The organism is Cyclobacterium xiamenense, assembly GCF_009467825.1.
In the GTDB taxonomy this organism is placed as follows: Bacteria; Bacteroidota; Bacteroidia; order Cytophagales; family Cyclobacteriaceae; genus Cyclobacterium; species Cyclobacterium xiamenense.
This window is the reverse complement of record NZ_WIOK01000007.1, coordinates 131,480-154,180: the sequence shown is the minus strand read 5'-3', so window position 1 is coordinate 154,180 and position 22,701 is coordinate 131,480. Positions and strand designations below refer to the sequence as shown.

The 22,701-nt window shown below is 48.5% G+C and carries 15 protein-coding genes; 11 read left to right on the top strand and 4 right to left on the bottom strand.

What is annotated here, in order from left to right; translation table 11 throughout:
- Position 1: 1 nt before the first annotated feature.
- Positions 2-970 carry a KpsF/GutQ family sugar-phosphate isomerase gene (locus GCU44_RS07325; protein WP_154855579.1) on the bottom strand — a complete coding sequence of 323 codons (969 nt, stop codon included), beginning with the start codon at positions 968-970 and terminating at the stop codon, positions 2-4.
- A gap of 98 nt (positions 971-1,068) precedes the next feature.
- Between GCU44_RS07325 and recQ the strand changes: the two genes are divergently transcribed.
- From recQ to GCU44_RS07305, 4 genes are read left to right on the top strand one after another with little or no spacing between them, the layout of a single operon-like run.
- Positions 1,069-3,246, top strand: a complete 2,178-nt coding sequence (gene recQ, locus GCU44_RS07320) for a DNA helicase RecQ (RefSeq protein ID WP_092178558.1) — start codon at positions 1,069-1,071, stop codon at positions 3,244-3,246.
- Positions 3,247-3,257: 11 nt separating this feature from the next.
- Positions 3,258-4,553 carry a phosphoribosylamine--glycine ligase gene (gene purD, locus GCU44_RS07315; protein ID WP_154855577.1) on the top strand — a complete coding sequence of 432 codons (1,296 nt, stop codon included), beginning with the start codon at positions 3,258-3,260 and terminating at the stop codon, positions 4,551-4,553.
- A 51-nt stretch (positions 4,554-4,604) separates the two neighbouring features.
- Positions 4,605-5,969 (top strand): PSP1 domain-containing protein, encoded by a 1,365-nt coding sequence (locus GCU44_RS07310; protein ID WP_206670816.1) that lies wholly within the window; start codon positions 4,605-4,607, stop codon positions 5,967-5,969.
- 4 nt (positions 5,970-5,973) lie between these two features.
- Complete coding sequence (locus tag GCU44_RS07305) at positions 5,974-6,441, top strand: gliding motility lipoprotein GldH (protein ID WP_241684867.1); 468 nt, start codon at positions 5,974-5,976, stop codon at positions 6,439-6,441.
- A 57-nt stretch (positions 6,442-6,498) separates the two neighbouring features.
- On the opposite strand, the gene GCU44_RS07300 is transcribed toward GCU44_RS07305, so the two are convergent.
- Complete coding sequence (locus GCU44_RS07300) at positions 6,499-10,494, bottom strand: AAA domain-containing protein (RefSeq protein WP_154855575.1); 3,996 nt, start codon at positions 10,492-10,494, stop codon at positions 6,499-6,501.
- A gap of 4 nt (positions 10,495-10,498) precedes the next feature.
- Positions 10,499-11,311, bottom strand: coding sequence for an SDR family oxidoreductase (locus GCU44_RS07295; protein WP_154855573.1), 813 nt, complete (start codon positions 11,309-11,311; stop codon positions 10,499-10,501).
- Between the two features lie 88 nt (positions 11,312-11,399).
- On the opposite strand from GCU44_RS07295, the gene rlmD reads away from it, so the two are divergent.
- Positions 11,400-12,818: a 23S rRNA (uracil(1939)-C(5))-methyltransferase RlmD gene (gene rlmD, locus GCU44_RS07290; protein ID WP_154855571.1), complete on the top strand. Its 1,419-nt coding sequence runs from the start codon at positions 11,400-11,402 to the stop codon at positions 12,816-12,818.
- Positions 12,808-13,185, top strand: a complete 378-nt coding sequence (locus tag GCU44_RS07285; RefSeq protein WP_092178625.1) for a hypothetical protein — start codon at positions 12,808-12,810, stop codon at positions 13,183-13,185. The genes rlmD and GCU44_RS07285 overlap by 11 nt, the downstream gene beginning before the upstream one ends.
- Before the next feature lie 23 nt (positions 13,186-13,208).
- Here the strand turns inward: GCU44_RS07285 and thiL are convergent, their stop codons facing one another.
- Positions 13,209-14,240: a thiamine-phosphate kinase gene (gene thiL, locus GCU44_RS07280; protein ID WP_154855569.1), complete on the bottom strand. Its 1,032-nt coding sequence runs from the start codon at positions 14,238-14,240 to the stop codon at positions 13,209-13,211.
- A gap of 321 nt (positions 14,241-14,561) precedes the next feature.
- On the opposite strand from thiL, the gene GCU44_RS07275 reads away from it, so the two are divergent.
- From GCU44_RS07275 to GCU44_RS07255, 5 genes are all read left to right on the top strand, one after another.
- Positions 14,562-14,888, top strand: coding sequence for a HesB/IscA family protein (locus tag GCU44_RS07275; protein ID WP_154855566.1), 327 nt, complete (start codon positions 14,562-14,564; stop codon positions 14,886-14,888).
- A 132-nt stretch (positions 14,889-15,020) separates the two neighbouring features.
- Entirely contained in the window at positions 15,021-15,704 is a 684-nt protein-coding gene (locus GCU44_RS07270; protein ID WP_154855564.1) for a response regulator transcription factor, read from the top strand.
- Positions 15,701-16,957 (top strand): sensor histidine kinase, encoded by a 1,257-nt coding sequence (locus GCU44_RS07265; RefSeq protein WP_154855562.1) that lies wholly within the window; start codon positions 15,701-15,703, stop codon positions 16,955-16,957. The genes GCU44_RS07270 and GCU44_RS07265 overlap by 4 nt, the downstream gene beginning before the upstream one ends.
- A gap of 42 nt (positions 16,958-16,999) precedes the next feature.
- Positions 17,000-19,342 (top strand): outer membrane beta-barrel family protein, encoded by a 2,343-nt coding sequence (locus tag GCU44_RS07260; protein WP_154855560.1) that lies wholly within the window; start codon positions 17,000-17,002, stop codon positions 19,340-19,342.
- Between the two features lie 289 nt (positions 19,343-19,631).
- The gene (locus tag GCU44_RS07255) at positions 19,632-22,700 is read left to right on the top strand and encodes a SusC/RagA family TonB-linked outer membrane protein (protein WP_154855558.1); all 3,069 of its coding nucleotides are present in this window, start codon (positions 19,632-19,634) and stop codon (positions 22,698-22,700) included.
- The last annotated feature ends 1 nt before the right edge of the window (position 22,701 follow it).

Below are 22,701 nucleotides of genomic sequence, written 5' to 3'. Positions count from 1 at the left end.
ACTATACAATCCCTTCCTTCATCAAATCGTGTATGTGAATAAACCCAATCACTTTCGCTGCTTCCATCACGACCAATTGGGTGATATTGAACGAGCGCATCAGCCCGAGTGCTTTCACGGCATACGCATCGCTTTCAATAGTTTTGGGCGCCGGTGTCATGATGGCTCCTGCGCGTATGCGGGAGAGGTCCGGGTCGTTTTGCAGCATTCTTCGAAGATCGCCATCCGTGATGATCCCGATTAAGCGCTGCTTCGCGCCGACGACGGCGGTAGCACCAAGTCTTTTGCTACTGATTTCAAGGATCACGTCCTTCAATGATGCATCTTCCGGTACCAGTGGAAGCAGGGACCTGTCCATCACATCGGCCACCTTCAAATAAAGCTGTTTCCCCAGGGCTCCTCCCGGATGATACCGGGCAAAAGACTCGGCGGTAAACCCCCTTGCAGAAAGCAGGCAGATCGCCAGGGCATCTCCCATGGCCATTTGTGCAGTAGTACTGGTAGTAGGAGCCAAATTATTGGGGCAGGCCTCTTCAGCAATCCCCGCGTACAAGACATAGTCAGCTTGCGTAGCCAAATAGCTTTCCTTGTTTCCCACCAACGCTATCAGCTTATTCCCCAGTTGTTTAAGCAAAGGGACTAACACTTTAATTTCCGGTGTATTTCCACTTTTAGATACGCATATTACGAAATCTTCTTTTTTTATCATACCTAAATCTCCATGAATTGCATCGGCAGCATGTAAAAACAAAGAAGGAGTTCCTGTAGAATTGAGCGTCGCCACAATTTTATTTGAGACGATAGCACTTTTCCCAATACCGGTGACCACGATCCGTCCCGAAGTTTGCAATAAATCGGCCACGCAAGCCTCAAATTCATCCCCTATATGAGGAACTAAATTTAAAAGCGCATGCGCTTCGTTTTGAAGCACATTTATTGCCGTGGTTTTAATATTTTTTAGTAATTTCAATTTTACAGTTGTTAATTGTTAATTTTGTACAAAGGTAGAAAAGATTTACCTTAAACTTTAATGATTGGCAAGGAGCAACTCATTAAACTATTCGTGTAGTGGATAACGCAGTAAAAGATAATCTTAAAAAAATATTTGGTTTCAATCAGTTCCGTGGAAACCAACAACTCATTGTAGATAACATACTTAAGGGTAATAATACGTTTGTGATTATGCCCACGGGTGCCGGAAAATCCCTTTGCTACCAATTACCTGCCGTTTCCAAGGAAGGTACGGCAATTGTCATATCCCCGTTGATCGCTTTGATGAAAAATCAGGTGGACCAACTCAATAGTTTTGGAATTAATGCCCATTTTCTGAACTCGACGCTCAGCAAATCGGAATCTAACCGCGTGAAAAGTGAGGTTTCAGCCGGACTGACCAAGTTGTTGTATGTGGCGCCGGAATCCCTTACCAAGGAAGAGAATATCCAGTTTCTCAAGAATGCTACCATCAGTTTCGTCGCCATCGATGAAGCCCATTGCATCTCCGAATGGGGGCACGATTTCCGGCCGGAATACCGGAAGATTAAATCCATCATCTCACAGATAGGGGATAATTTACCGGTGATTGCACTGACCGCCACCGCCACACCCAAGGTACAGCAGGATATTCAGCGAAATCTTCAGATGGAAGAAGCCGATCTTTTTAAGTCTTCGTTTAACCGAACCAATCTCTATTACGAGGTGCGGCCAAAGTTAAAAAACGATACCAAAAAAGAGATCATCAAATACATCAAATCGCAGAAAGGAAAGTCGGGAATCATCTACTGCCTTAGCCGAAAAAAGGTCGCCGAGATCGCGGAGTTGCTTCAGGTCAACGGGATCAAAGCCGCTCCCTACCATGCCGGACTTGATGGGCATGTGCGGATCAAGAATCAGGATGATTTTTTGAACGAAGAGGTAGATGTCATCGTGGCCACCATTGCTTTTGGCATGGGCATTGACAAGCCGGACGTTCGGTACGTGATCCACTACGACGTGCCCAAATCGCTGGAGGGGTACTACCAGGAAACTGGTAGAGCGGGCAGGGATGGACTCGAAGGGCATTGCCTGATGTTTTACCGGTACGAAGACATTCTCAAACTAGAGAAATTCAATAAAGATAAGCCGGTGAACGAGCGGGAAAACTCGAAAGTACTGCTTCAGGAGATGGCCGCGTATGCGGAAAGTTCCGTTTGCAGGAGGCGCTTTCTGCTCCACTATTTTGGTGAAACCCTGGATAAAGATTGCGGATTTTGTGACAACTGTAAAAAAACTAAAGAAACCTTTGATGGAAAAGAGGACCTTCTAACCGTCATCACGGCTGTCAAAGAAACCAATCAGCGGTTTAGTATGGATCATATCGTCAGCCTGGTCCGCGGCGAAAAGAACGAGTACATCGAAAGTTACGACCACGACAAACTATCTACCTATGGTTTGGGGAAAGATAAAGATGCCACCCACTGGAAAACCGTCCTCCGGCAGGCGATGATCTTTGGACTACTGGAAAAAGACATCGAAAACTACGGCATCATCCTGCTGTCTAAAAAAAGCGAATCCTTTCTAAAGGCACCTTACCCTGTCAAAATCAGTAAGAACCATAATTTCGAGGAAATGGCCGAAAACGTGTCCGCCGAAGAGCTGAACAGCATGGGTAAAGCCTACGACGAAAAGCTTTTCGAATTACTGAAGGCGGAAAGGAAAAAGGTAGCAAAAGCCAAAAACTTGCCTCCTTATGTGGTTTTTCAGGACCCATCTTTGGAGGAGATGGCCACCGTATATCCCACCACCCGGGAAGAACTCGCCCAAATCAATGGGGTAGGAATGGGGAAAGTCACCAAGTTTGGAGCTAGTTTTCTGAGGCTAATCGAAAACTACGTGGAGGAAAACGAAATTATCACGGCCTCGGATGTGGTAGTCAAAACCTCCGGCACCCGCTCCAAGGTGAAAATCACGATTATTCAGCAAATCGACCGGAAAATCGATCTGGACGAAATTGCCAATAATTTAAATATCAGCATGGGCGATTTGCTGCATGAGATTGAACAAATCATCTACAGCGGCACTAAATTGAATATTAACTATTACATTCAAAATATCATGGACGACGAACGAGAAGACATCCTCCATGAGTATTTTATGACGGCGGATACAGATAAAATCAGGGAAGCCATGACGGAGCTGGCAGACGAAGACTTTTCGGAAGAGGAAGTGCGGGTGTACCGAATTAAATTTATTTCCGATCACGCCAATTAATACAGACATACATGAATATTTTGCTTTTAGGAAGCGGTGGCAGGGAACACGCCTTTGCCTGGAAAATAAATCAAAGTACGCATTGCAACAAACTATGGATCGCACCGGGCAATGCCGGTACAGCTGCCTTGGGGGAAAACGTAGCTCTGGCAGTGAATGACTTTCCCGGTATCCGTGATTTCTGCCTAAAAAATACCGTTGATTTGCTGGTAGTAGGCCCCGAAGAGCCGCTGGTAAAAGGCCTGAAGGACTTTTTAGCCCTTGACCCGAAAACTGCCGGCATCCCGGTGGCCGGTCCGGGGAAAGCCGGGGCTCAACTGGAAGGTAGTAAGGACTTCTCTAAGGAATTCATGGTGAAAAACGGGATTCCGACCGCAACCTACGCCACCTTTACCGAAGAGACGCTGCTGCAAGGAATGGAGTACCTGAAAACCCAGCAGCTTCCCATCGTGCTCAAAGCTGATGGTTTGGCAGCTGGCAAAGGTGTTTTGATTTGTACCGACCTGGAGGAGGCGACAAGCAGTCTGCGCGACATGCTAGAGGGGCATAAGTTTGGCGAAGCTTCTTCAAAAGTGGTGGTGGAAACCTTTTTGAAGGGAATCGAGCTTTCTGTTTTCGTCGCCACGGACGGCGATACCTATAAAATACTTCCCGAGGCCAAGGATTACAAGCGCATTGGCGAGAAGGACACCGGCCCCAACACCGGAGGTATGGGCGCAATCAGTCCCGTACCCTTTGCGGATGCAGAATTTATGGAAAAGGTGGACCGAAAAATCGTACAACCGACGATCCGGGGATTGCATGACGCCGGTATCGACTACCGGGGGTTTCTGTTTATCGGTCTCATGAACATGGACGGCGAGCCCTATGTGATCGAATACAACGTGCGCATGGGCGATCCGGAGACGCAAGCAGTCCTTCCGCGGGTGGAAAGCGATTTTCTGGAACTGCTGGACGCCATCGCCAATAAAAAACTAGCCGGTTACGAGCTAAAAACCGCCTCCACGGTTACCGCCACGGTGGTGATGGTAGCAGGAGGCTATCCCGGAGCATACGAGAAGGGAAAAACCATTTCCGGCCTGGAAAAAAATACCCTGGAAAATGCCCTTACCTTTCATGCCGGCACACAAACCACGAACTCCGGTACCATTGGTACCAACGGTGGAAGGGTAATGGGAATAACAGGAATCGGGGCTACGACGGAAGAAGCGATTCGAAACGCTTACGAACGCGTAGACCAAATACGTTGGGAAAACGTCAATTTCCGAAAGGATATCGGTCAAGATATCCTGGAATTGGAAAATTGAACGGTTTCCCCGTTTTCACGAGGAGGAAACTCCCTTTAAATAGATAAGAATATGTCAGGATGCACCAATTGCAGTACCGATACGCAGGGCGTTGGAGGCTGCCAGAACAATGGCAGCTGCGGTACAGGGGATTGCAATAAAATGAATTCGTTTGACTGGCTTTCCCACATGGGAATCCCAGAAGTTGATACATTTGATGTTGTAGAAATAAAGTTCAAAGGAGGAAGAAAAGATTATTTTCGAAACAGCCAACTCTTGCCGCTAACCACCGGCGACCCGGTGGTGGTGGACGTACCTAATGGCCACCACATCGGCTACGTTTCCCTTCAGGGAGAACTAGTCCGGTTACAAATGCAAAAAAGGAAAGTCAAAAACGACGACTCCCTTACCAGCATCTACCGCATTGCCAGCCAAAAGGATCTGGAAAAATGGCAGGATGCCAAAAACAGGGAACTCCCCACCCTTTACCGAAGCAAGCAAATCATCGATGAGTTGAAGCTGGGAATGAAACTTTCCGATGTGGAATTCCAGGCGGACAATTCAAAAGCCACCTTTTACTATTCGGCAGACGACCGGGTGGATTTCCGGGAATTGATCAAAATCCTGGCTTCCGAATTCAAGATACGAGTAGAAATGCGGCAAATCAGTCTCCGGCAGGAAGCCGGGAGATTGGGTGGAATCGGCGTTTGCGGCCGGGAACTTTGTTGTTCCACCTGGATTTTCGATTTTAAGAGTGTCACCACTTCTGCCGCGCGCTACCAAAACCTCTCGCTGAATCCGAGCAAGCTATCCGGGCAATGTGGCAGACTGAAATGCTGCCTGAATTTCGAACTGGATAGCTACCTGAGTGCTTTAAAAGATATCCCCAAAATTGAGAAACCCTTGCTGACCGAGGCGGGTCCGGCCAAACTACAGAAAACCGATATTTTTCGACGACTCATGTGGTTTAGCTACAACGATGACAACAATTGGCATTCCATCGATTGTGACCGGGTACAGGTGATCCTGGAACAAAACGAAAAGGGAATCACTCCATTCAACCTCAAGCAAGACAACGCATTTGAGGGCGAATACGACCTGAATAAAACCAACGAAGACCTGGAACTGCTGGATAAGAAATTTGCCCAAACCAAGCGAAAGAAAAAGCGCAAGCCAAAAAACCGAAAGCCGCCTACCCAGGAAATCGCGGCTACGGGAGATACGCCATCCAAACCCAGAAGACCAAACCGGAATCCCAAAAGAGGCAACAGAAACCGAGGAGGGCAAGAAAATCCTTCTCAGCCAACGCCCAAAGGTGCTACCGGAGAATCCAAGGGAGCGGGGAATGCCTCCCGGAATCGGAAAAGAAAACCCAATCCCAACCGGAACCGGGGGGGGCAAAATAAACCCAATAAGGGTCCTTCAGATGGCGCGTAAACGAATGAACCGTCTATGCCTGATAGGGTCTATCCTGATCCTTTATTGGGCCTGCGAACCGGGTAGGCGTTACGAATCCTTTCAGGACCTCCCCTCCCAATACTGGGTGGTCACAGACACCCTGAGCTTTTATGTGGATTCACTGGAAACGGTGTCGCCACTGGTTCAGTCGATCGGGATACGGTACAACGACCGGTACGAATACCACAACCTGTACGTGCGATACCTGCTCAAAGACGGCCTGTCAAATACGGTAATGGATTCGCTGGTAAATATCGGGCTTTTTGATTCCAAAACAGGCAGGCCATTGGGTAAGGGGTTTGGCAACCGGCGTACGGTCTACGATACCCTGCCAGGGAACAGCCTACCCATTGGCGGCAGCATTCATTTGGTCCAATACATGCGAAAGGATACGCTGGACGGAATTGAGTCCGTGGGGATCAAAATTACGGACGGCAACGGCGCTCCCTAATCGTCCATTCAACCGCAAGAGAAAGTGGCCCCGGAGCAATCCGAAACTGCCAACAACTCATTTGCTGTTTTCCTCTCCGGAAAATTTGCCCTGAGAGAGTTTGGTCTGCAGTAAGTCTTCCCGGTCCAGCCAATACTGACGGCTAAAAAGAAATACCATGTTCCAGTTCCTGGCTGTGAGTAATTGAGGATGGTATACAAAGGCTTCTTTTGCCGATGTGGACGAAAAAAAGCGTTGGTCGTCGGTAAGGATAGCGGCAATGGCCTTGTCTCCTTCTTTCACTTCCAGGTCCATCACCCGAACATAGGGATTTTCTCCCACCTCGTGATTTCCATAGGTGCCGATCAGGTGGTTTTTTAACGACCAGCTGCTATTGTATCCGGGTGTGGTAAACGTAATTTCCGGGATCTTTCCCTTTTGCACCGCTCCCGCATAGTCGATGTAGTCCCGTAGCATGCGAATGCCGGGATTTTGCAGGTGCCGCTCCTTGAAGTCCTCCAACTTCAGGCTCGTTACCAGGATGTTTTCTTTTCGAGCCCGGGTGATCGCTACGTTCAGGCGGTTTACTCCACCCTTCCGGGATAACTGGCCAAAATTAGCGGTAAATTTTCCCTCCGGATTCCTGGCATAGCCTACGGAAAACACCACCCGGTCAAACTCATCTCCCTGCACGTTTTCGATGTTTTTTACCCGAATCCCCGCATCTGTGCTAAGCTGCTCGTCTTCCTCCAGCAGCCCCACAATCAGCAGCATTTGGAAATAGTTAAAGGTAATGATACCAAAAGTCTCCAGGGGGAATTTGGCGCGCAACTTGTGCAAAAGAAGCACCACCTCCCCGGCCTCTTCCCGGTTGGTCTGATTCTCCCAGACTCCCTGCACCTGCACCAGCTGGATCCCATGCTGTCCACTGTTCAATACCTTCCGGTCCGGCAGCATGTACAGGTTATTTTCGTAAAAATGCGCATTGGAAAAATGAATGAGCGGTAAGGTAGCGCTCCGGTAGTGGGTGCGCAAATGAAACGTAGGGAAATACCGGGAGGCCATTTCCAGCAGGGCATCGATTTCCAATTCCGCACCTTCTTCTTCGGACTGTATCCGGGTCTGGTACAGGTCGTAGGGCTGCAGCTGATGCCTGTCCCCTGCCACTACTACCTGCTTGCCCCGCAACATCATGGGAAGTCCCCGTTCGAAGTAGCACTGACTGGCTTCGTCAAAGATGACCAAATCAAAATCCTGGTCCAGGGGAAAGAGCGCCGAAGCGGTTTCCGGAGATGTCAGCCAACACGGAATCAACCGGAAGATTTCGTCCCGGTAGTATGCGATCAGTTTTTTGACTGACCATATCTGCCGCTTTTTCCCGACCTGGTGTGCCAGTTCCCGGTAGGTAATTAGGTTGTTCAAACGATTGTATTCCAAGTGCTGGCAAACCCCTTCTCTTAACCGAAGCTCGACGATAAACCGGGCGGTTTTCAGTTTTTCCTCCACCGAGTAGGCAAAATCAGCAATGGCGGTTTTAACCTGAGGCCCGTTTATTTCCTTCAGTACCGGGTATTTTGCCTCCAGGTGGCCAACCCAACTTACTTTCAGACTAGAAAGAAACAGGCTTTTCAACGTTTCAAAATCTTCCTCCGGGTATTCGTCCATTAGCTTCTCCACGACCTTTTTCTCCTCCATCTCCATCTGATTTCGAAGTTGATCGAAGCGGATCAACTCGTCCACATCTTTGGGAAGCGTTGCACGAACATCGTTTAGTTTTTCCTCGTCTGCCGAACTTAATAAATGCTTGATTTGAATCTCGCTGAGGTAGGTACGCCAGGTATCAAAATGGGCCTCCACCCACTCGTTAATTACCGTAACGCCCTCAAGCAGGCTCTGAAAATGGGCGTAGGAAAACTGCGGCTTGAAAAAGTAGGACGCGAGCACGCCCAGTTCACTCATGATAAACCGGGCGTTCAAGGCCTTTACCAAGACGGTCGCCATCTGGTTAAACGTATGTATGGTAAACGGCTTCTCCGGCAAATCGATCCAGGTCTTTTGTCCCAGCAGCGTGTATTGGTGGTTGAGGTTCATTCGGTTCTCGAGCTTATGGATGAGCAGGCGGATATCTTCCCTGTCCTTCTTCAAGCCATTTTTCTCCAGCAAGGCCAAAACCGGTCCGTATTTCTTCCCGTCCAGACGAACGGCCACCCTGCCGTACCAGGATTCAACCTGCTTGGAGGCCTGCACCGCTTTCTGGAGTATTCCCTCCACCTCCTCATCACCGATCTCCCATTCGACCCCCTCCTCGGAAAGTAGCTTCCGTACCATATCCACTTTGTTTTCCAGCCATAATTTATCGAGTGCCACCGCTTCAAAACCCATAAACGTCTTGAACTTTTCGTATATCTCCGGACTGTTGATACTGTGCATCAAGGCCTCAATCTTGTCTTTTTGCTGGAAAGATTGATAGATCAGACTGTATTCGAAGGTATCGGCCAACATGGAATCCAGGTCCTTTTTTGCCGCAAGCTTCACCGAAGAAAGCTCCTGAAAGGTCCCCGAGACTCCCCGAAAAGCCTCCGGACCCATGGCCGAGAAATCCACCCGATGGAGCCAGAAAGAGGAGGAGACCTGAAATTTTCTGTAATAGTACTGGTACTGTTCGAAATTGGCCAAAAATCCATCCAGGTCATCCACCTTAAATGCCCGGTAAAACTGCGTCAGATCGATCCCCTCTTTCCCAAAGTCGGAGGTCAGGTACAATTCCTTTACCGGGGCTCCGCAATCTTTGGTATCGAAAAGCGCCTGTTTGTACTCGTCAAAAAATTCCGAATACTTCTCAATATTTCTGCACATCAACCCGAAAGTTCGCTCCAGTTGGATGGCATCGAGAGAGCGATTTAGGGAAAGGTAGTTATCGATGGAACTGATCTGATGCGAGATCTTTTTGTAAAGTTCTTTGCGGTCTCCCCGGTAATCGTGAATGAGGGCGGTAAAATTAGCCATCCCCTGTGAAGCAAGGCGTTGGTTGACCACGTCTAGCGCTGCCCGTTTCTGAGATACCACCAAGACCTTCTTTCCCCGGGAGGCAAAGTCTGCTACCAAATTGCAGATCAACTGGGATTTTCCGGTTCCCGGTGGGCCTTGTACCACGCAGGAATTTCCGGACTTTACGTGTTTGATCACCTCCTCCTGGCTGGCATCCATTGGAAAGGTCGTGTACAGGTTGTTTTCCTGACTTTGGTGCTGCCCCCCTTCCGAATTGCCAAACCGCTCGGAAAACAAGGCTTCCAGATCGCGCTGCCCGACCTGTTGCATCAGCTGCTCGTAATCGTCCATCAGGAAAGAGCTTTTCTGAGAAAACTGACCCAGTACGGCATAGGGCTGCAGCCGCAAAATCCCCGTATCCAGGGATTGCTCAAAATAGTCTCGGTTTTGATCTGGAAAAAACTCCAGTTTATCCTGGTAGATTTCCCGGTTAAAATTCAATTCAATCTGGTTTTTGAGGTAATGGTACAGGTCCGTTCGAAAGCCCATGGGGTCCTTACTGAATTCTTCCATGGAAAGCTCCAGCCACTCTTTGTCAAAGGGTTTGCCCAGGGCCTGGCTATAAGCAAGCAAAAACGAGGGATTCAGGAAAGGAAGCTCCCCTACGTTCTTTTTTAAGTACCAGGTTTTTTCTTCCAACACCAGTGCCACGGGAAAAAACAGGAGCGGACAGCGAATCAACTGCCCATTGAGTAATTTTCCCTCGACAAAAGGCCAACCGACAAAGAGACTTTTTTCTCCAGTTTCTTCGGCGGCAAAGCGGACCTGGTGTTGCAGGCGCTTCAATCGTACGGAAAGCTGATTGATGTTTTTGTCCCGGGAATCCAATACCTGAATGAGCGGAATGTTTCGCTTCCTTCCCAGCAGCTCGGTGATGTAAAAAAAGGACGGGTGGTTGTTTAAAAAATGAAAATCCTTCAGGTCGATCATTTGATTCTGAATGATCTTGGGAAGAAAAATCGACCGGTTGTTGGACGAGAGATCCACCAGCCGGTTGAGGTACACCTTAAAAATATCCTTGAGCATCCTGTTAGTTGAACGGTGAATCCTTTTCTTTTGCCATGTGATTGTACACCACCTGATCCATGATCCCGGGAATCCATTTATTCAAAAATGAAGCCAATTTCCCCTGCCTGGTCAGCACCAAATCCCGTTTTCGCTTCAACAGTGCCTTGAGCAGGGCCTGGGCGACCTCGTCTGCCGTCATCATTTGTTCCTCATCCCGGGGAGATTCCTTTTGGGGGGTTCCGTCGGCTGTCAAGGCTTTGTTGCGGATATTAGAAGCGGTAAATCCGGGACAGACGACCAATACGTGCACGCCCAACTTCATCACTTCCGTGCGAAGAGCTTCCAAAAAACCATTCATGGCATACTTACTGGCGGTATAGGCCGTCCGGGCAGGTGTACCCCGAAATCCATTGATGGACGACACGCCGACGATGGCTCCTTTGTTTTTAATGATTTCCTCCAGGCAAAATTTGGTGGCATACACGGTTCCCCAGAAGTTGATATCCATGACTTGGTGAAATACCGACAGGTTTAAGTCCCTAAAAAGGGCCCGCATGCTGATGCCTGCGTTGTTGATCAGTACATCTACCCCTCCGAACTTTTGGCAAACTTCTTTAACCATCTGTTCGTTTTGCTCCGGGTCTGCCGCATCGCATACGACTCCTCCACAGGTAATTCCCTCACGCTGAAGCATCAGGAGTGTCTCATCCAGTTTGATTTGGCTGCGCCCGGTAATCCACACCCTGGCACCGGCCTTACCGAAAGTTCGGGCACAGGCGGCTCCAATACCCGAGGTGGCCCCGGTGATGATGACGACTTTATTTTTTATGTCCATGTATTTGGTCGATCAAGTTATTCAAAAAGATGCATGCAATGGGTACAAAGTAAATCCCTTTGACCGAAAATGACTAATTTTGCGACCTATGTCAAGGAAAATGAAAAATAAGGTCCTCCAAAACCTTAAAATCGAGCGAATTGCTACCGAAGGAAAATGTGTAGGGCATTACGAAGGAAAAGTGGTGTTTGTCAGTAATGTGGCTCCTGGCGACGTGGTAGATGCCCGAGTCACCCGTGGCAGAAGCAGCTTTATGGAGGCGGAGGCCATCGAAATACGGGAATATTCACCGGATCGGGTAAGCCCCTTTTGCGAACATTACGGCAGCTGCGGCGGATGCAAGTGGCAACATATCTCGTACGAACTGCAAATGGACTACAAACGGCAACAAGTCGTGGACCAATTCCAACGGATTGCCAAAGTTCCCCTGCCCGAAATCATGCCCATCATTGGCTCCAAAGATACCCGGTATTACCGAAACAAGCTTGATTTTACGTTTTCCAACAACCGCTGGCTGACGCGGGAAGAAATTGATTCAGGAGCCGATTTCGAGCGCAATGCCCTGGGCTTTCACGTACCCAAGCGTTTTGACAAAATTGTCGATATCCAGCATTGCTACTTGCAGGGATCCCTATCCAACGAAATCCGGAATGCGCTGCGTGACTTCGCCCTAGCCGAGCAGCTCAGCTTTTACGACATCATCCAACAAACCGGGCTGCTACGAAACCTCATCATTCGCAGCACCCTGGACGATCAGGTCATGGCCATCGTACAGTTTGGGGAAGACGACCCGGCTGGTATTGAGAAAACGATGCAGTTTTTAAAGGAACAATTCCCGGGCATCACCTCGTTGTTATACATTGTCAACCTGAAAAAAAATGAAACCTTTCAGGACCTGGACGTACATCTGTATGCAGGAAAAGACCATATCGTAGAAACCATGGAGGGGCTGCGGTTTAAAATAGGGCCCAAGTCCTTTTACCAAACCAATTCCCGGCAAGCCCAGCGCCTGTACGAGGTAACCCGTGAATTTGCCGGACTGACCGGAGAGGAGACCGTGTATGACTTGTACACCGGTACCGGCACCATTGCCAATTTTGTAGCGAAACAGGCAAAGCAAGTAATCGGCATTGAGTACGTAGCCCCTGCCATCGCCGATGCCAAAGAAAATGCCTTGCAGAACGGAATCACCAATACCCTTTTCTATGCGGGCGATATGAAGGAAGTCCTAAACGAGTCCTTTGTTGCGGAGCACCAACCGCCGGATGTGGTCATCACCGATCCTCCCCGTGCAGGCATGCACGAAGATGTCACCCGGATGTTACTTATGCTGGGAGCACCTAAAATCGTGTATGTCAGTTGCAATCCTGCTACACAGGCTAGAGACGTGGCGCTGCTCGCCGAAAGATACGAGGTCCGGCGCATACAGCCTGTGGACATGTTTCCACAGACCTACCATGTAGAAAATGTAGTTTTACTTGAATTAAAAGACCATGATGATCAGTAACGATAACGATCCGGAACTAAACGGAAAATACCTCGGAACCATCAGCAGTGATTTCATTAAAATTTGTGAAAACCTGAAGGAAGCTTCCTACCAGGTCAGAAAACGGGGGTTTTCTGAGTACCCCATTTTTCCCATCAGCAAAACCGAACAACCCATCGGACAACTATTTCTGAGCAACAAGGAGAAACCCATCGATTGGAACTATTACATTACCTACCTCGATGAGTTTGTGCAACGAAAACTGATCCAGGAAGATGCCCTGGATCAGTTTAAAACCACTTACAAAGACCCCGATGAATTTTGTTGCCTGTTTGTGGTGGACGAAACCTTTACCAACTTTCTGTACATTCCCTATCCCAATGAATAAGTGCCGAATCATTGGAAAAGACCCTAAAAATGCTGCCAGCCCTGTGCTTTCAGGGGAACAGCTGCCTGGCTCTTGGTAATTAGGAGCTTGCCCTCTGCTGCCGCGGTAACATGGCCAATAAAATGAATGTCGGGGTGTTTTTCCAACTTGGGAAAATCCTTTTGATCGATGGTAAACAAAAGTTCGTAATCCTCCCCCCCGTTGAGCACACTGGTGATCGGATCCATGTTGAATTCGAAGGCCGTATCGTAGGTTTGCTTGTCGATGGGTAGCTTGTCTTCATAAATCGCCACTCCTACATCGGATGCCTGGCAAATGTGAAAAAGCTCGGAAGCCAAGCCATCGGAGACATCAATCATACTGCTTGGCACCAGGCCCAGCTCACGTAGTTCGTGCACAATATCCATTCGGGCATCTGGGCGCAGCTGCCTGCCAGTCACGTAGGGATACGCATCCAGGCGAGGTTGCATGTTGGGATCCGCCAAAAACACCTGTTTTTCCCGTTCCAGCACTTGAAGTCCCATAAAAGCCCCTCCCAAATCCCCGGTGACGCAGATGATGTCGTTGACCTTTGCACCTGATCGGTAGCAGATTTCCTCCTGTTTGGCTTCGCCGATAGCCGTCACGCTAATAACGAGACCGGACCGGGAGGCCGTGGTATCGCCGCCAACTACGTCTACCTTGTAGTGGGCCGCTGCCAGGTTAATGCCCTCGTAAATCGCAGCCACTGCCTCTACCGAAAAACGGTTTGATAGCGCCAGGCTGACGGTAAGATGCGTTGGAACGGCATTCATGGCCGCTACATCGCTGACATTTACGGCAACCGCTTTAAATCCCAAATGCGTCAAGGGGGTATAAGACAGGTCAAAATGCACCCCTTCCAATAGCATGTCGGTGGTCACGACACGAACCAGATCCGTTGGCCCGAGAACTGCCGCATCGTCTCCGATGCCTTTCAAGGTGCCGGGCTGGTACAAGGTAACCGTTTCCCGGATGGTATCGATTAGCCCAAATTCGCCTATATTGCCGATTTCCGTTCTTTTTTCTTTTTCCATACACTGTATTGTCCAAATCCGGCGCCTGCGTTTGCCTGCACCGGCACTTACGAAACGTAAAAATACGATTAAATTCCTGGCTACCCCAACCGGCAACGTCCTTCTTGCCCGCAATTGTGATACCCTTACTCTCATTTCCTGACTTTCTAAGGATGGTAAACCAGCCGGTAGACTCCGGGGAAAAGGCTGCCTTTAACCGGCGAATGCTACCGAATTTAGCGTAAGTTTATTATCTTTGTTTGTATACATTATGGAATTTATTTTTATTCCGTATCGTTTAAGCGTAGTGTACAGTACGGGTAATTTAAACATCGAAAAGATATGATCATCGTTTCAGAAAAAGCCAGGGATCGAATCCTGGAGTTAAAACAAGAGGAAAAGAGAAAAGAAGAGGAAAATATCAGGGTGTCTGTAAAAGGTGGCGGCTGTTCGGGGCTTATGTACGATTTAGGCTTTGATGCCAGCACCTCTGACTCCGACCATATTTTCGAGGATAAAGGAGTAAAAATAATTGTAGACCGAAAAAGTCTGCTTTACCTGGCGGGTACGGTCCTCGAATTTAGCGATGGATTGAACGGCAAAGGGTTTCAATTTGTCAATCCAAATGCCTCCAGAACCTGCGGTTGTGGGGAAAGTTTCTCCATCTAGATCGGGGTACTTACGTCCCCAAAATCCCAAACCAGGAGAACCGGGTTTGGGATTTTTTTTTGGCTGCCATTCGCCGAAGCAGGCCACCAACTGCTTCAAAATTACTTCAAAAACAAACGCGTAATTTGATCGATGAAAATACTGCTGATTGAAGACCAACCGGAACTATTGGACAGCATCCGGGAATTCCTTGCTTCGGAAGGGATCGTTTGCGAGTGCTGTGACAATTGCTTTGATGCGCAGGATAAGCTGTTGGTGTACAACTACGATTGCATCATTCTGGATATCATGTTGCCGGATGGCAGCGGGCTGGATTTGATTGATTTCATCAAGGAAAACCAGGAAAACAGCAATATTCTAATCATTTCGGCCAAAAACTCACTCAAAGACAAATTAGACGGCCTGGAACTGGGGGCCGACGATTACCTGACCAAGCCCTTTCACCTGGCAGAATTGCATGCCCGCCTTAAGGCGCTCTACCGAAGAAATCAATTGGGTGGTACCGATCAGTTGGTGTTTCGGGAAATACAGGTCAATCCCGAAAAAATGGAAGTGCGCGTCCGACAGACGCCGCTCGAACTAACTAAAAAAGAATTTGACCTGCTGCTATTTTTCCTGACAAACAAAGACCGGGTTTTGAGCAGGCAGGCCATCGTAAACCACCTTTGGGGAGACTTTACCGACGACCTGGCAAATTTTGATTTCGTGTACCAGCACATCAAGAACCTCCGAAAGAAGATTTGCCAGGCCGGTGGGCTCGATTACATCGAAACGGTCTATGGCATCGGCTACAAATTCAATACCGCTAAGGAATGAAATTAATCAATCAATTTACCATTTGGTACCTGGGCATATCGATTATCGTCTTACTTATAGGCGGCGTGCTGATTTTTTACAAGCTGGAATCCGAAATTGATTTTGAGCAGGGCAAGGAACTGGAGCGGCAACTGGACAACTATGCCCGCAGGATGGAATTCATGGAAAACCCTGCAAGGCTGAAAAAGGACCGCCTGGAAATCCGGGAATTGCCCCTGGAAGCAGCCCAGATACCGTTTCAGGTAAACGACACACTTGCCTGGCACGAGCCCCTGGAGCAAGTAGAGCGGCAGGTAAAAGCCGGGCGGTCCTACCTGATCAATGGCAAACACTATTACATGTCCACCTACAATATCATGATTGAGTCGGATGACATTACCGAAACGGTGGTGCAAACCATGGTCGCCATTTTTCTGTTGCTGTTGATTTTTATCGTCGTGACCAGCCGATTGGTTTCCAAAAAAATCCTTCAACCCTTCCACCAGAGTCTGACTAAAATCAACGGTTTTACCTTCAAGAAAAATGCACCCTTGGAATTTGAGCCCTCCCGGATTGAAGAATTCGAAAAGCTACATGAGTTTCTCCGAAAGATGTCCCTACGCTTGCTGAGCGATTATAAAATCGTAAAGGAATTCTCCGAAAACCTGTCCCATGAGATCCAAACGCCCATCGCCATCACCTCGGGTAAATTGGAACTATTGCTCAACAGCCCGATTAATGACCAACAAGCCAAATGGATCGCTGCGGCCTACCAGTCCACCCAAAAAATGAGTAAAACGGTCCACTCCCTGGCCACTCTGGCCAAACTGGAAAACCAGGAGTTTGAAGGTAACCAACGGCTGGATCTTTCTCAATTGATCCATCAATCCATTGCCGGGTACGAAGAGCTGATCGCCATCAAAAATATCCGCCTACATTCAAATATCGCCCCGGAGGTCCATATCGAAATGCATCCAAACATGGCCGAAATGCTGGTAGATAACCTGCTAAGCAATGCCATCAAGCACAACCAAAACCCCGGATACATCGACATCGTGGTCAGCCAAAACCAGCTAACGATTCGGAATTCGGGCAGTCAACCTAAAACTGACGTGGTGGAATTCCTGGAACGCTTTAAAAAAGGAAACCCCTCCAGCGACTCCATTGGGCTGGGATTATCTATTGTCCAACAAATTTGCCGGATTCATGGTTTTACACTCGACTATCAATTTTCCGAAGGCGAACATCGGATTCGTATCGAACTTCAAGATTGAATCAGATTGTAAATGTATACTTGTAGTGTAATACCAAATACCATGAAACGATACCAACTATATTTAACTACCCTTTTCTTGTTTTGCCTGGCTGCCGGCAGTAATGCCTTCGGTCAATCCGACGACATTTCCCTCCGCGGCACCCTGGTAGACAATGCCAGTCGCGATCCACTTTCGTTTGTACAGGTAGCATTGTACAAACCGGGCGCAGACCAGCCCGTTACCTTTTCCGACACCGATGAGGCGGGAAAGTTTTCCCTGCGCGCAGCCGAAGGGACCTACGTATTGCGTTTTTTTCTCCTCGGCTTTAGTGAACAAGAGGTGGAAGTAGATCTCCGGCAAAACAAAGTACTGGAAACCATCGCGTTGGTTGCTGAAAATCAGGATTTGGAGGAAGTGATCGTGCAGTCTTCTAAATTTCCAATTCGTTCCGACGCTGAGGGGTTAACCATAAATCCGAGCCAAAACCTCTCCAACCTGGGAGGTACACTTTTGGACATTCTTCGAAACACGCCATCTGTCAGTGTATCGGAAGATGGAGCCATCACGCTCCGGGGTAGCTCCGGAACCAATGTACTGATCAATGGAAGAAACTCTTCTCTCACCCAAAATTTGGATCAAATTCCGGCCAGTGCCATTGAACAAATCAAAATAATCAATAATCCCAATGCCAGGTATGACGCCGAGGCAGAAGCCGGGGTAATTGACATAATTTTGAAAAAAGGAGAAAATTTAGGAACCCACGGAAGTGGCGAATTAACGTATGGCACCAGAGGCAGAATGAATGCTGGGGCAAACATCAATCACCGTACGCTTCGGTACAACGTCTTTGCAGGTTACAATTTCCGGAGGTGGCGTTCTGTCGGTGAACGACGTACCGAGCGAGAAATCTTTGAAGACGAAGAAATCTTGGACCAACAGACCAATTCGACCAATGAAAACCTGGGGCATAACCTCAATTTCGGAGCCGATTACTACTTTGGAAACAATATCATCAGTTACGAGGGTTTCTTTCAGACCAGTGACGATAGTCAGGTAAATACCCTCTATGCCGACCTGCGGGACGTGGATACCAACGACCTGGTCCTGGAGTACGTCCGAAGAAACCGGGAAACAGAGGCCGATGACGGCATCGATAATGCCCTTATTTACGAACGCACCTTTGACAATCCCGACAAAAGTTTTAAGCTGATTGCGAGTAATTCCTACCGCAACCAGTACAAAATTCAAAATATTGACATTTTCCGAAACAGTTCCGAACCGCTGGATGAGAATCTGAATGGTAGGGAACGGGCATTTACTGACGAAAAGCGCTACGTTTCCATTGTACAGACGGACTTCACCACACCGCTGGCCTCCGGGGCAAAGATCGAGGCAGGCTTAAAGTCCACCATTCGGAAATTTGACAACGACTATGTTTATAGCCGGTTTGAAGAAAATACCCAGGATTTTGTAGACGATCCTGCGGTCAGCAACCGCTTTGTGTACAAGGACCAAATCCACGCCGGGTATTTCATCTATTCCGGCTCCTCGTCGCGTTTTGAGTATACCGCGGGGCTGCGTGGTGAGTACACATTTGTAGACACTTACCTGGCCAATACCGGGGAGTCGAATAAGCAAAACTACATCAATTTATTTCCCAGCCTGCAAACCCTTTACAAACTCAATGAGGAGAACTCGGTCAAATTTTCCTACAGCCGGAGAATTGACCGCCCTACTGCCTGGCGACTCAATCCCTTTCCCGATATCACGGACTCCCTGAGTGTGCGAAGGGGAAATCCGAACCTACAACCGGAAATGATCCATTCAATAGAATTGGGGCACATGGCTAACTTTGAAAATTCCAGTCTGACCACAAATCTCTTCTACCGCCATGTCGACGGACAGTTGGACTTTGTCACCCTGGTCGAAGACGGCATTTCCTACTCCCAACCCGCCAACCTGAATACGGCCGTATCCTACGGGGTTGAATTCATTGGCATCACGGACGTACTGCCCTGGTGGAACATCAACGGCAATGTTACTGCCTTTCGAATACAGGTCGACGGGTCCAATGTTGGGGAGGAATTCGTCAATCAGGGCTTTGCCTGGAATTCCAAACTGATGAATAGCTTTGAGCTGCCCAAAAACTTTAGTCTGCAATTCGTGGCCAACTACGAGTCAGCGGAGATCGAAGCTCAGGGAAGGGACCTGGCCCAATATTACATGGATGTCAACCTGCAGAAAAGCTTCTGGGAAAATAAGGGAGCGCTTTCCCTGAGTCTGCGCGACGTCTTTGACACCCAGCGATTTGCAGGAAACAGCCTGACCAACACGTTTCGTCAAACCTTTTATGCCAAACGGGAGACCCGTATCCTGATGGTAAGTGGCAGGTACCGATTTTAAATGAAATAGGTTAATAGTTGATTGAAAATCCAGTCTCTTTTGGAGTCTGGATTTTTTGGATCGCACCCCTGGTAAATCACGACTAAATTCGGGTAGAAGGGTTCATTTTTGTGGCAAAAAACGAGCGTTTCTTTCAAAAATTACTTTTTTTCGTTTTTTTATTATACCTTTGTCTCCTTCAAGGAAAGGTTACTTTTCGTTGAAATCATCTAACAGCGCGTATTACAAGAGTAACAGGCAATACACCCAATCGTAGCCTAAATCGTTAAAAAACCTAATCTATTCGTGTATGAAAAGAAGTGTACTCCTTTTGGTGACGCTGATGCTGGCATTTCCGCTAATCGGCTGGTCCCAAAACAAAACCGTTACCGGCACAGTCGTTTCCGGAGAGGATAACCTGACCCTGCCGGGAGTGAATGTCCGGGTTCAAGGAACGAACCGCGGCACGGTGACCGACATCGATGGCGGTTACTCGATTTCCGTAAGCAATGAGGAAACCTTGGTGTTTTCCTATATCGGGTTTATCACTCAAGAAGTCCAAGTTGACAACCAAAGCACCATCGATATTACCCTGATGCCAGATGCGAAAACGCTGGGAGAAGTGGTGGTGGTAGGCTATGGAAGTGTCACTCGGGGAGACCTGACTGGTAATGTCGCCTCCCTTAAGGGCGCAGATATTGCCAACGTGCCGGTCCCTACTTTTCAGGAAGCCATTCAGGGACGAATGTCGGGTGTTTTCGTTGAATCCTCCAGTGGAAAGGTAGGAGAAGGCGTCAAAATCCGGGTCCGTGGTACCTCTTCCATTTCAGGAGGCAACGAACCACTCTACGTCATCGACGGAATTCCCGTAACCTCGGGCGGGACGATCGGTAAGAGCAACCCCATGGCCGATATCAATTTCAACGATATCGAATCCTTCGAGGTATTAAAGGACGCGTCGGCAGCTGCCATTTATGGCGCACGGGGATCAAACGGAGTGGTGCTAATCACCACTAAAAGTGGTACGGCAGGCAAAACCAAGTTCAATGTGGGAATTCAACGGGGAGTCAGTAGCCCTACCCGAAGAAATGAGTTTCTGAATTCTGCCCAGTACATCGAGCTAATGCGCGAATCCGGATACAACAACGACCTGGCAAATGGGCTGGACCCCCTAAACAACCCCGCCGACTACGAAGATTCGGATCTGGAGTTTGTTGAGACCCGGCTGGACCGCTACGCCGGACACACCGATTGGCGGAATGGCGGCGTCGATACCGACTGGCAGGAACAGGCATTCAACCCGGATGCCGGCATCACCAATGTGAACTTTTCTGCAAACGGTGGCAACGAATCCACGCGCTTTTATTTCTCTACCTCCTATGACAAGCAGGATGGGATCATGATTCGTAACAAATTTGAACGCATTTCGGGAAGGCTAAATCTGGACCACAAGGTATCCGACCGTTTCTCAATCGGAGCTAACTTTAGTTTTTCCAGAACAGAAACGACCACCTTACCCGAAGACAACCAGTTCAATAACCCGATTCAGTTGGTGGCACTGGCCCCCATTACACCCATCCGGGACGAAAACGGAATGCTGTACGATCGCCCTACGACTACGTACTACAACAACCTGATCGACTCTGAAAATGCCAATTGGCTTACCTCTACCTACCGGAATATCAATACTATTTTTGGTGAATATGCCTTCAGCGATAAGCTGCGATTCCGGTCCGAATTTGGCGTGGATATCATCAATCAAAACGATGACCGGTTTTTCGGATCCCGTACCATCACTGGACAGGGAACAAACGGTGAGGGTAGTTCACGATGGGCACGGATCCTTAATTACAATACCAACAATTACTTCACCTACACAGACACCTTTGCCGAAAGGCACCAATTCGAGGCCGTAGGGGGTATGGCCTTCCAAAAAACAGAAGATGATTATACTCGCGTGGATGGACAGGAATTTCCGTTGGATGAATTGAGAACGCTGGAATCAGCTGCCGAGATCGTGGAAGGAACCTCTGAATTTACACATCACTCCTTTCTTTCCTACTTTTCCAGAATCAACTACAAACTGGACAACAAATACCTGATGACCTTGAGCGCTCGCTACGATGCATCTTCTCGTTTTGGACGGAATAACCAGTGGGGATTCTATCCGGCAGCATCCCTAGGTTGGGTTGTCACAGAAGAAAGCTTTTTAACTGGCAAAGAGGGGATAAGCTTACTTAAGATACGGGCTTCCTATGGTCTGACGGGAAACGCGGATATCGGCGACTTTGATCACCTGGGCTTGTTTGGTCCGGTTTCCTACGGCTTGCAACCCGGCTTGCAGCCCACACAAATTCCAAATCCAAACCTCACCTGGGAAACCACAGCGCAGTTCAACGTAGGAGTCGAATTCGGTCTCTTTAACGATCGACTGACCGGAGAATTGGACTACTACGACAAGCAAACCAGCGATTTGTTGTTGTTGGTACCCGTGCCAGGAACCACCGGTTTCGCCACGCAGCGGCAAAATATTGGGAAAATGCAGAATTATGGATTTGAGGTGGTGTTGAATTCAGCCAACTATGCAGACCAGGATTTCAGCTGGAATACCTCCCTTAATTTCGCCCGGAATATCAACCGGGTGCGGGAGCTCTCCGAAGGACAGAATTCTATTCCTCCCTCCTCGTCTCGGTTTCTAAACGGTATATTCATCGGCGAGTCCATTGGGGTGTTTTACGGTCCTCGGTATGCAGGAGTGGATCCGGCAAACGGGGATGCGCTCTATTATACCGATGAGGACCTTAGCGAAACCACCAATGATTACAACGAAGCAGCAAGAATGGTAGTAGGCGATCCCAATCCGGATTTCATTGCGGGAATTACCAATAACATTTCCTACAAAAACCTGCAACTTTCTTTTCTTTTCCAGGGCGTGTTCGGAAACGATATCTACGAAGGGGGAGCTGGCTTCTATGCCGCTAACGGGGATTGGTTTGACAACAGTACGGCTGCCCAATTTGACCGCTGGCAAAATCCCGGAGACATCACCGACATTCCACAGGCCAGACTTGGGGAATGCAACGGCTGCAACGCTTCCAGCCGATTTATTTCGGATGGCAGCTACGTGCGTCTAAAAACCCTCTCGCTGGGTTATAACTTGCCATCAACAGTACTCGAGCGGATGAAAATCAGCAGTGCACGAATTTACTTAATGGCTCAAAATCTGTTGACCTTTACCAATTACATGGGATGGGATCCCGAGGTAAACGCGGATTATCTGGGAGCCACTACCTCCGATGCCAACGTTTTCCAGGGCAACGATTTTTATACTGCCCCGCAAGCGAAAACCTTCTCTTTAGGTATCAATGTCGGATTTTAAT

What these genes read in the sequence shown, in the direction of transcription:
- purD (WP_154855577.1), top strand. Translation starts at nt 3,258, where the DNA reads ATGAATATTTTGCTTTTAGGAAGCGGTGGCAGGGAACACGCCTTTGCC.
- GCU44_RS07310 (WP_206670816.1), top strand. Translation starts at nt 4,605, where the DNA reads ATGTCAGGATGCACCAATTGCAGTACCGATACGCAGGGCGTTGGAGGC.
- GCU44_RS07305 (WP_241684867.1), top strand. Translation starts at nt 5,974, where the DNA reads ATGAACCGTCTATGCCTGATAGGGTCTATCCTGATCCTTTATTGGGCC.
- GCU44_RS07300 (WP_154855575.1), bottom strand. Translation starts at nt 10,494, where the DNA reads ATGCTCAAGGATATTTTTAAGGTGTACCTCAACCGGCTGGTGGATCTC.
- GCU44_RS07295 (WP_154855573.1), bottom strand. Translation starts at nt 11,311, where the DNA reads ATGGACATAAAAAATAAAGTCGTCATCATCACCGGGGCCACCTCGGGT.
- rlmD (WP_154855571.1), top strand. Translation starts at nt 11,400, where the DNA reads ATGTCAAGGAAAATGAAAAATAAGGTCCTCCAAAACCTTAAAATCGAG.
- GCU44_RS07285 (WP_092178625.1), top strand. Translation starts at nt 12,808, where the DNA reads ATGATCAGTAACGATAACGATCCGGAACTAAACGGAAAATACCTCGGA.
- thiL (WP_154855569.1), bottom strand. Translation starts at nt 14,240, where the DNA reads ATGGAAAAAGAAAAAAGAACGGAAATCGGCAATATAGGCGAATTTGGG.
- GCU44_RS07275 (WP_154855566.1), top strand. Translation starts at nt 14,562, where the DNA reads ATGATCATCGTTTCAGAAAAAGCCAGGGATCGAATCCTGGAGTTAAAA.
- GCU44_RS07270 (WP_154855564.1), top strand. Translation starts at nt 15,021, where the DNA reads ATGAAAATACTGCTGATTGAAGACCAACCGGAACTATTGGACAGCATC.
- GCU44_RS07265 (WP_154855562.1), top strand. Translation starts at nt 15,701, where the DNA reads ATGAAATTAATCAATCAATTTACCATTTGGTACCTGGGCATATCGATT.
- GCU44_RS07260 (WP_154855560.1), top strand. Translation starts at nt 17,000, where the DNA reads ATGAAACGATACCAACTATATTTAACTACCCTTTTCTTGTTTTGCCTG.
- GCU44_RS07255 (WP_154855558.1), top strand. Translation starts at nt 19,632, where the DNA reads ATGAAAAGAAGTGTACTCCTTTTGGTGACGCTGATGCTGGCATTTCCG.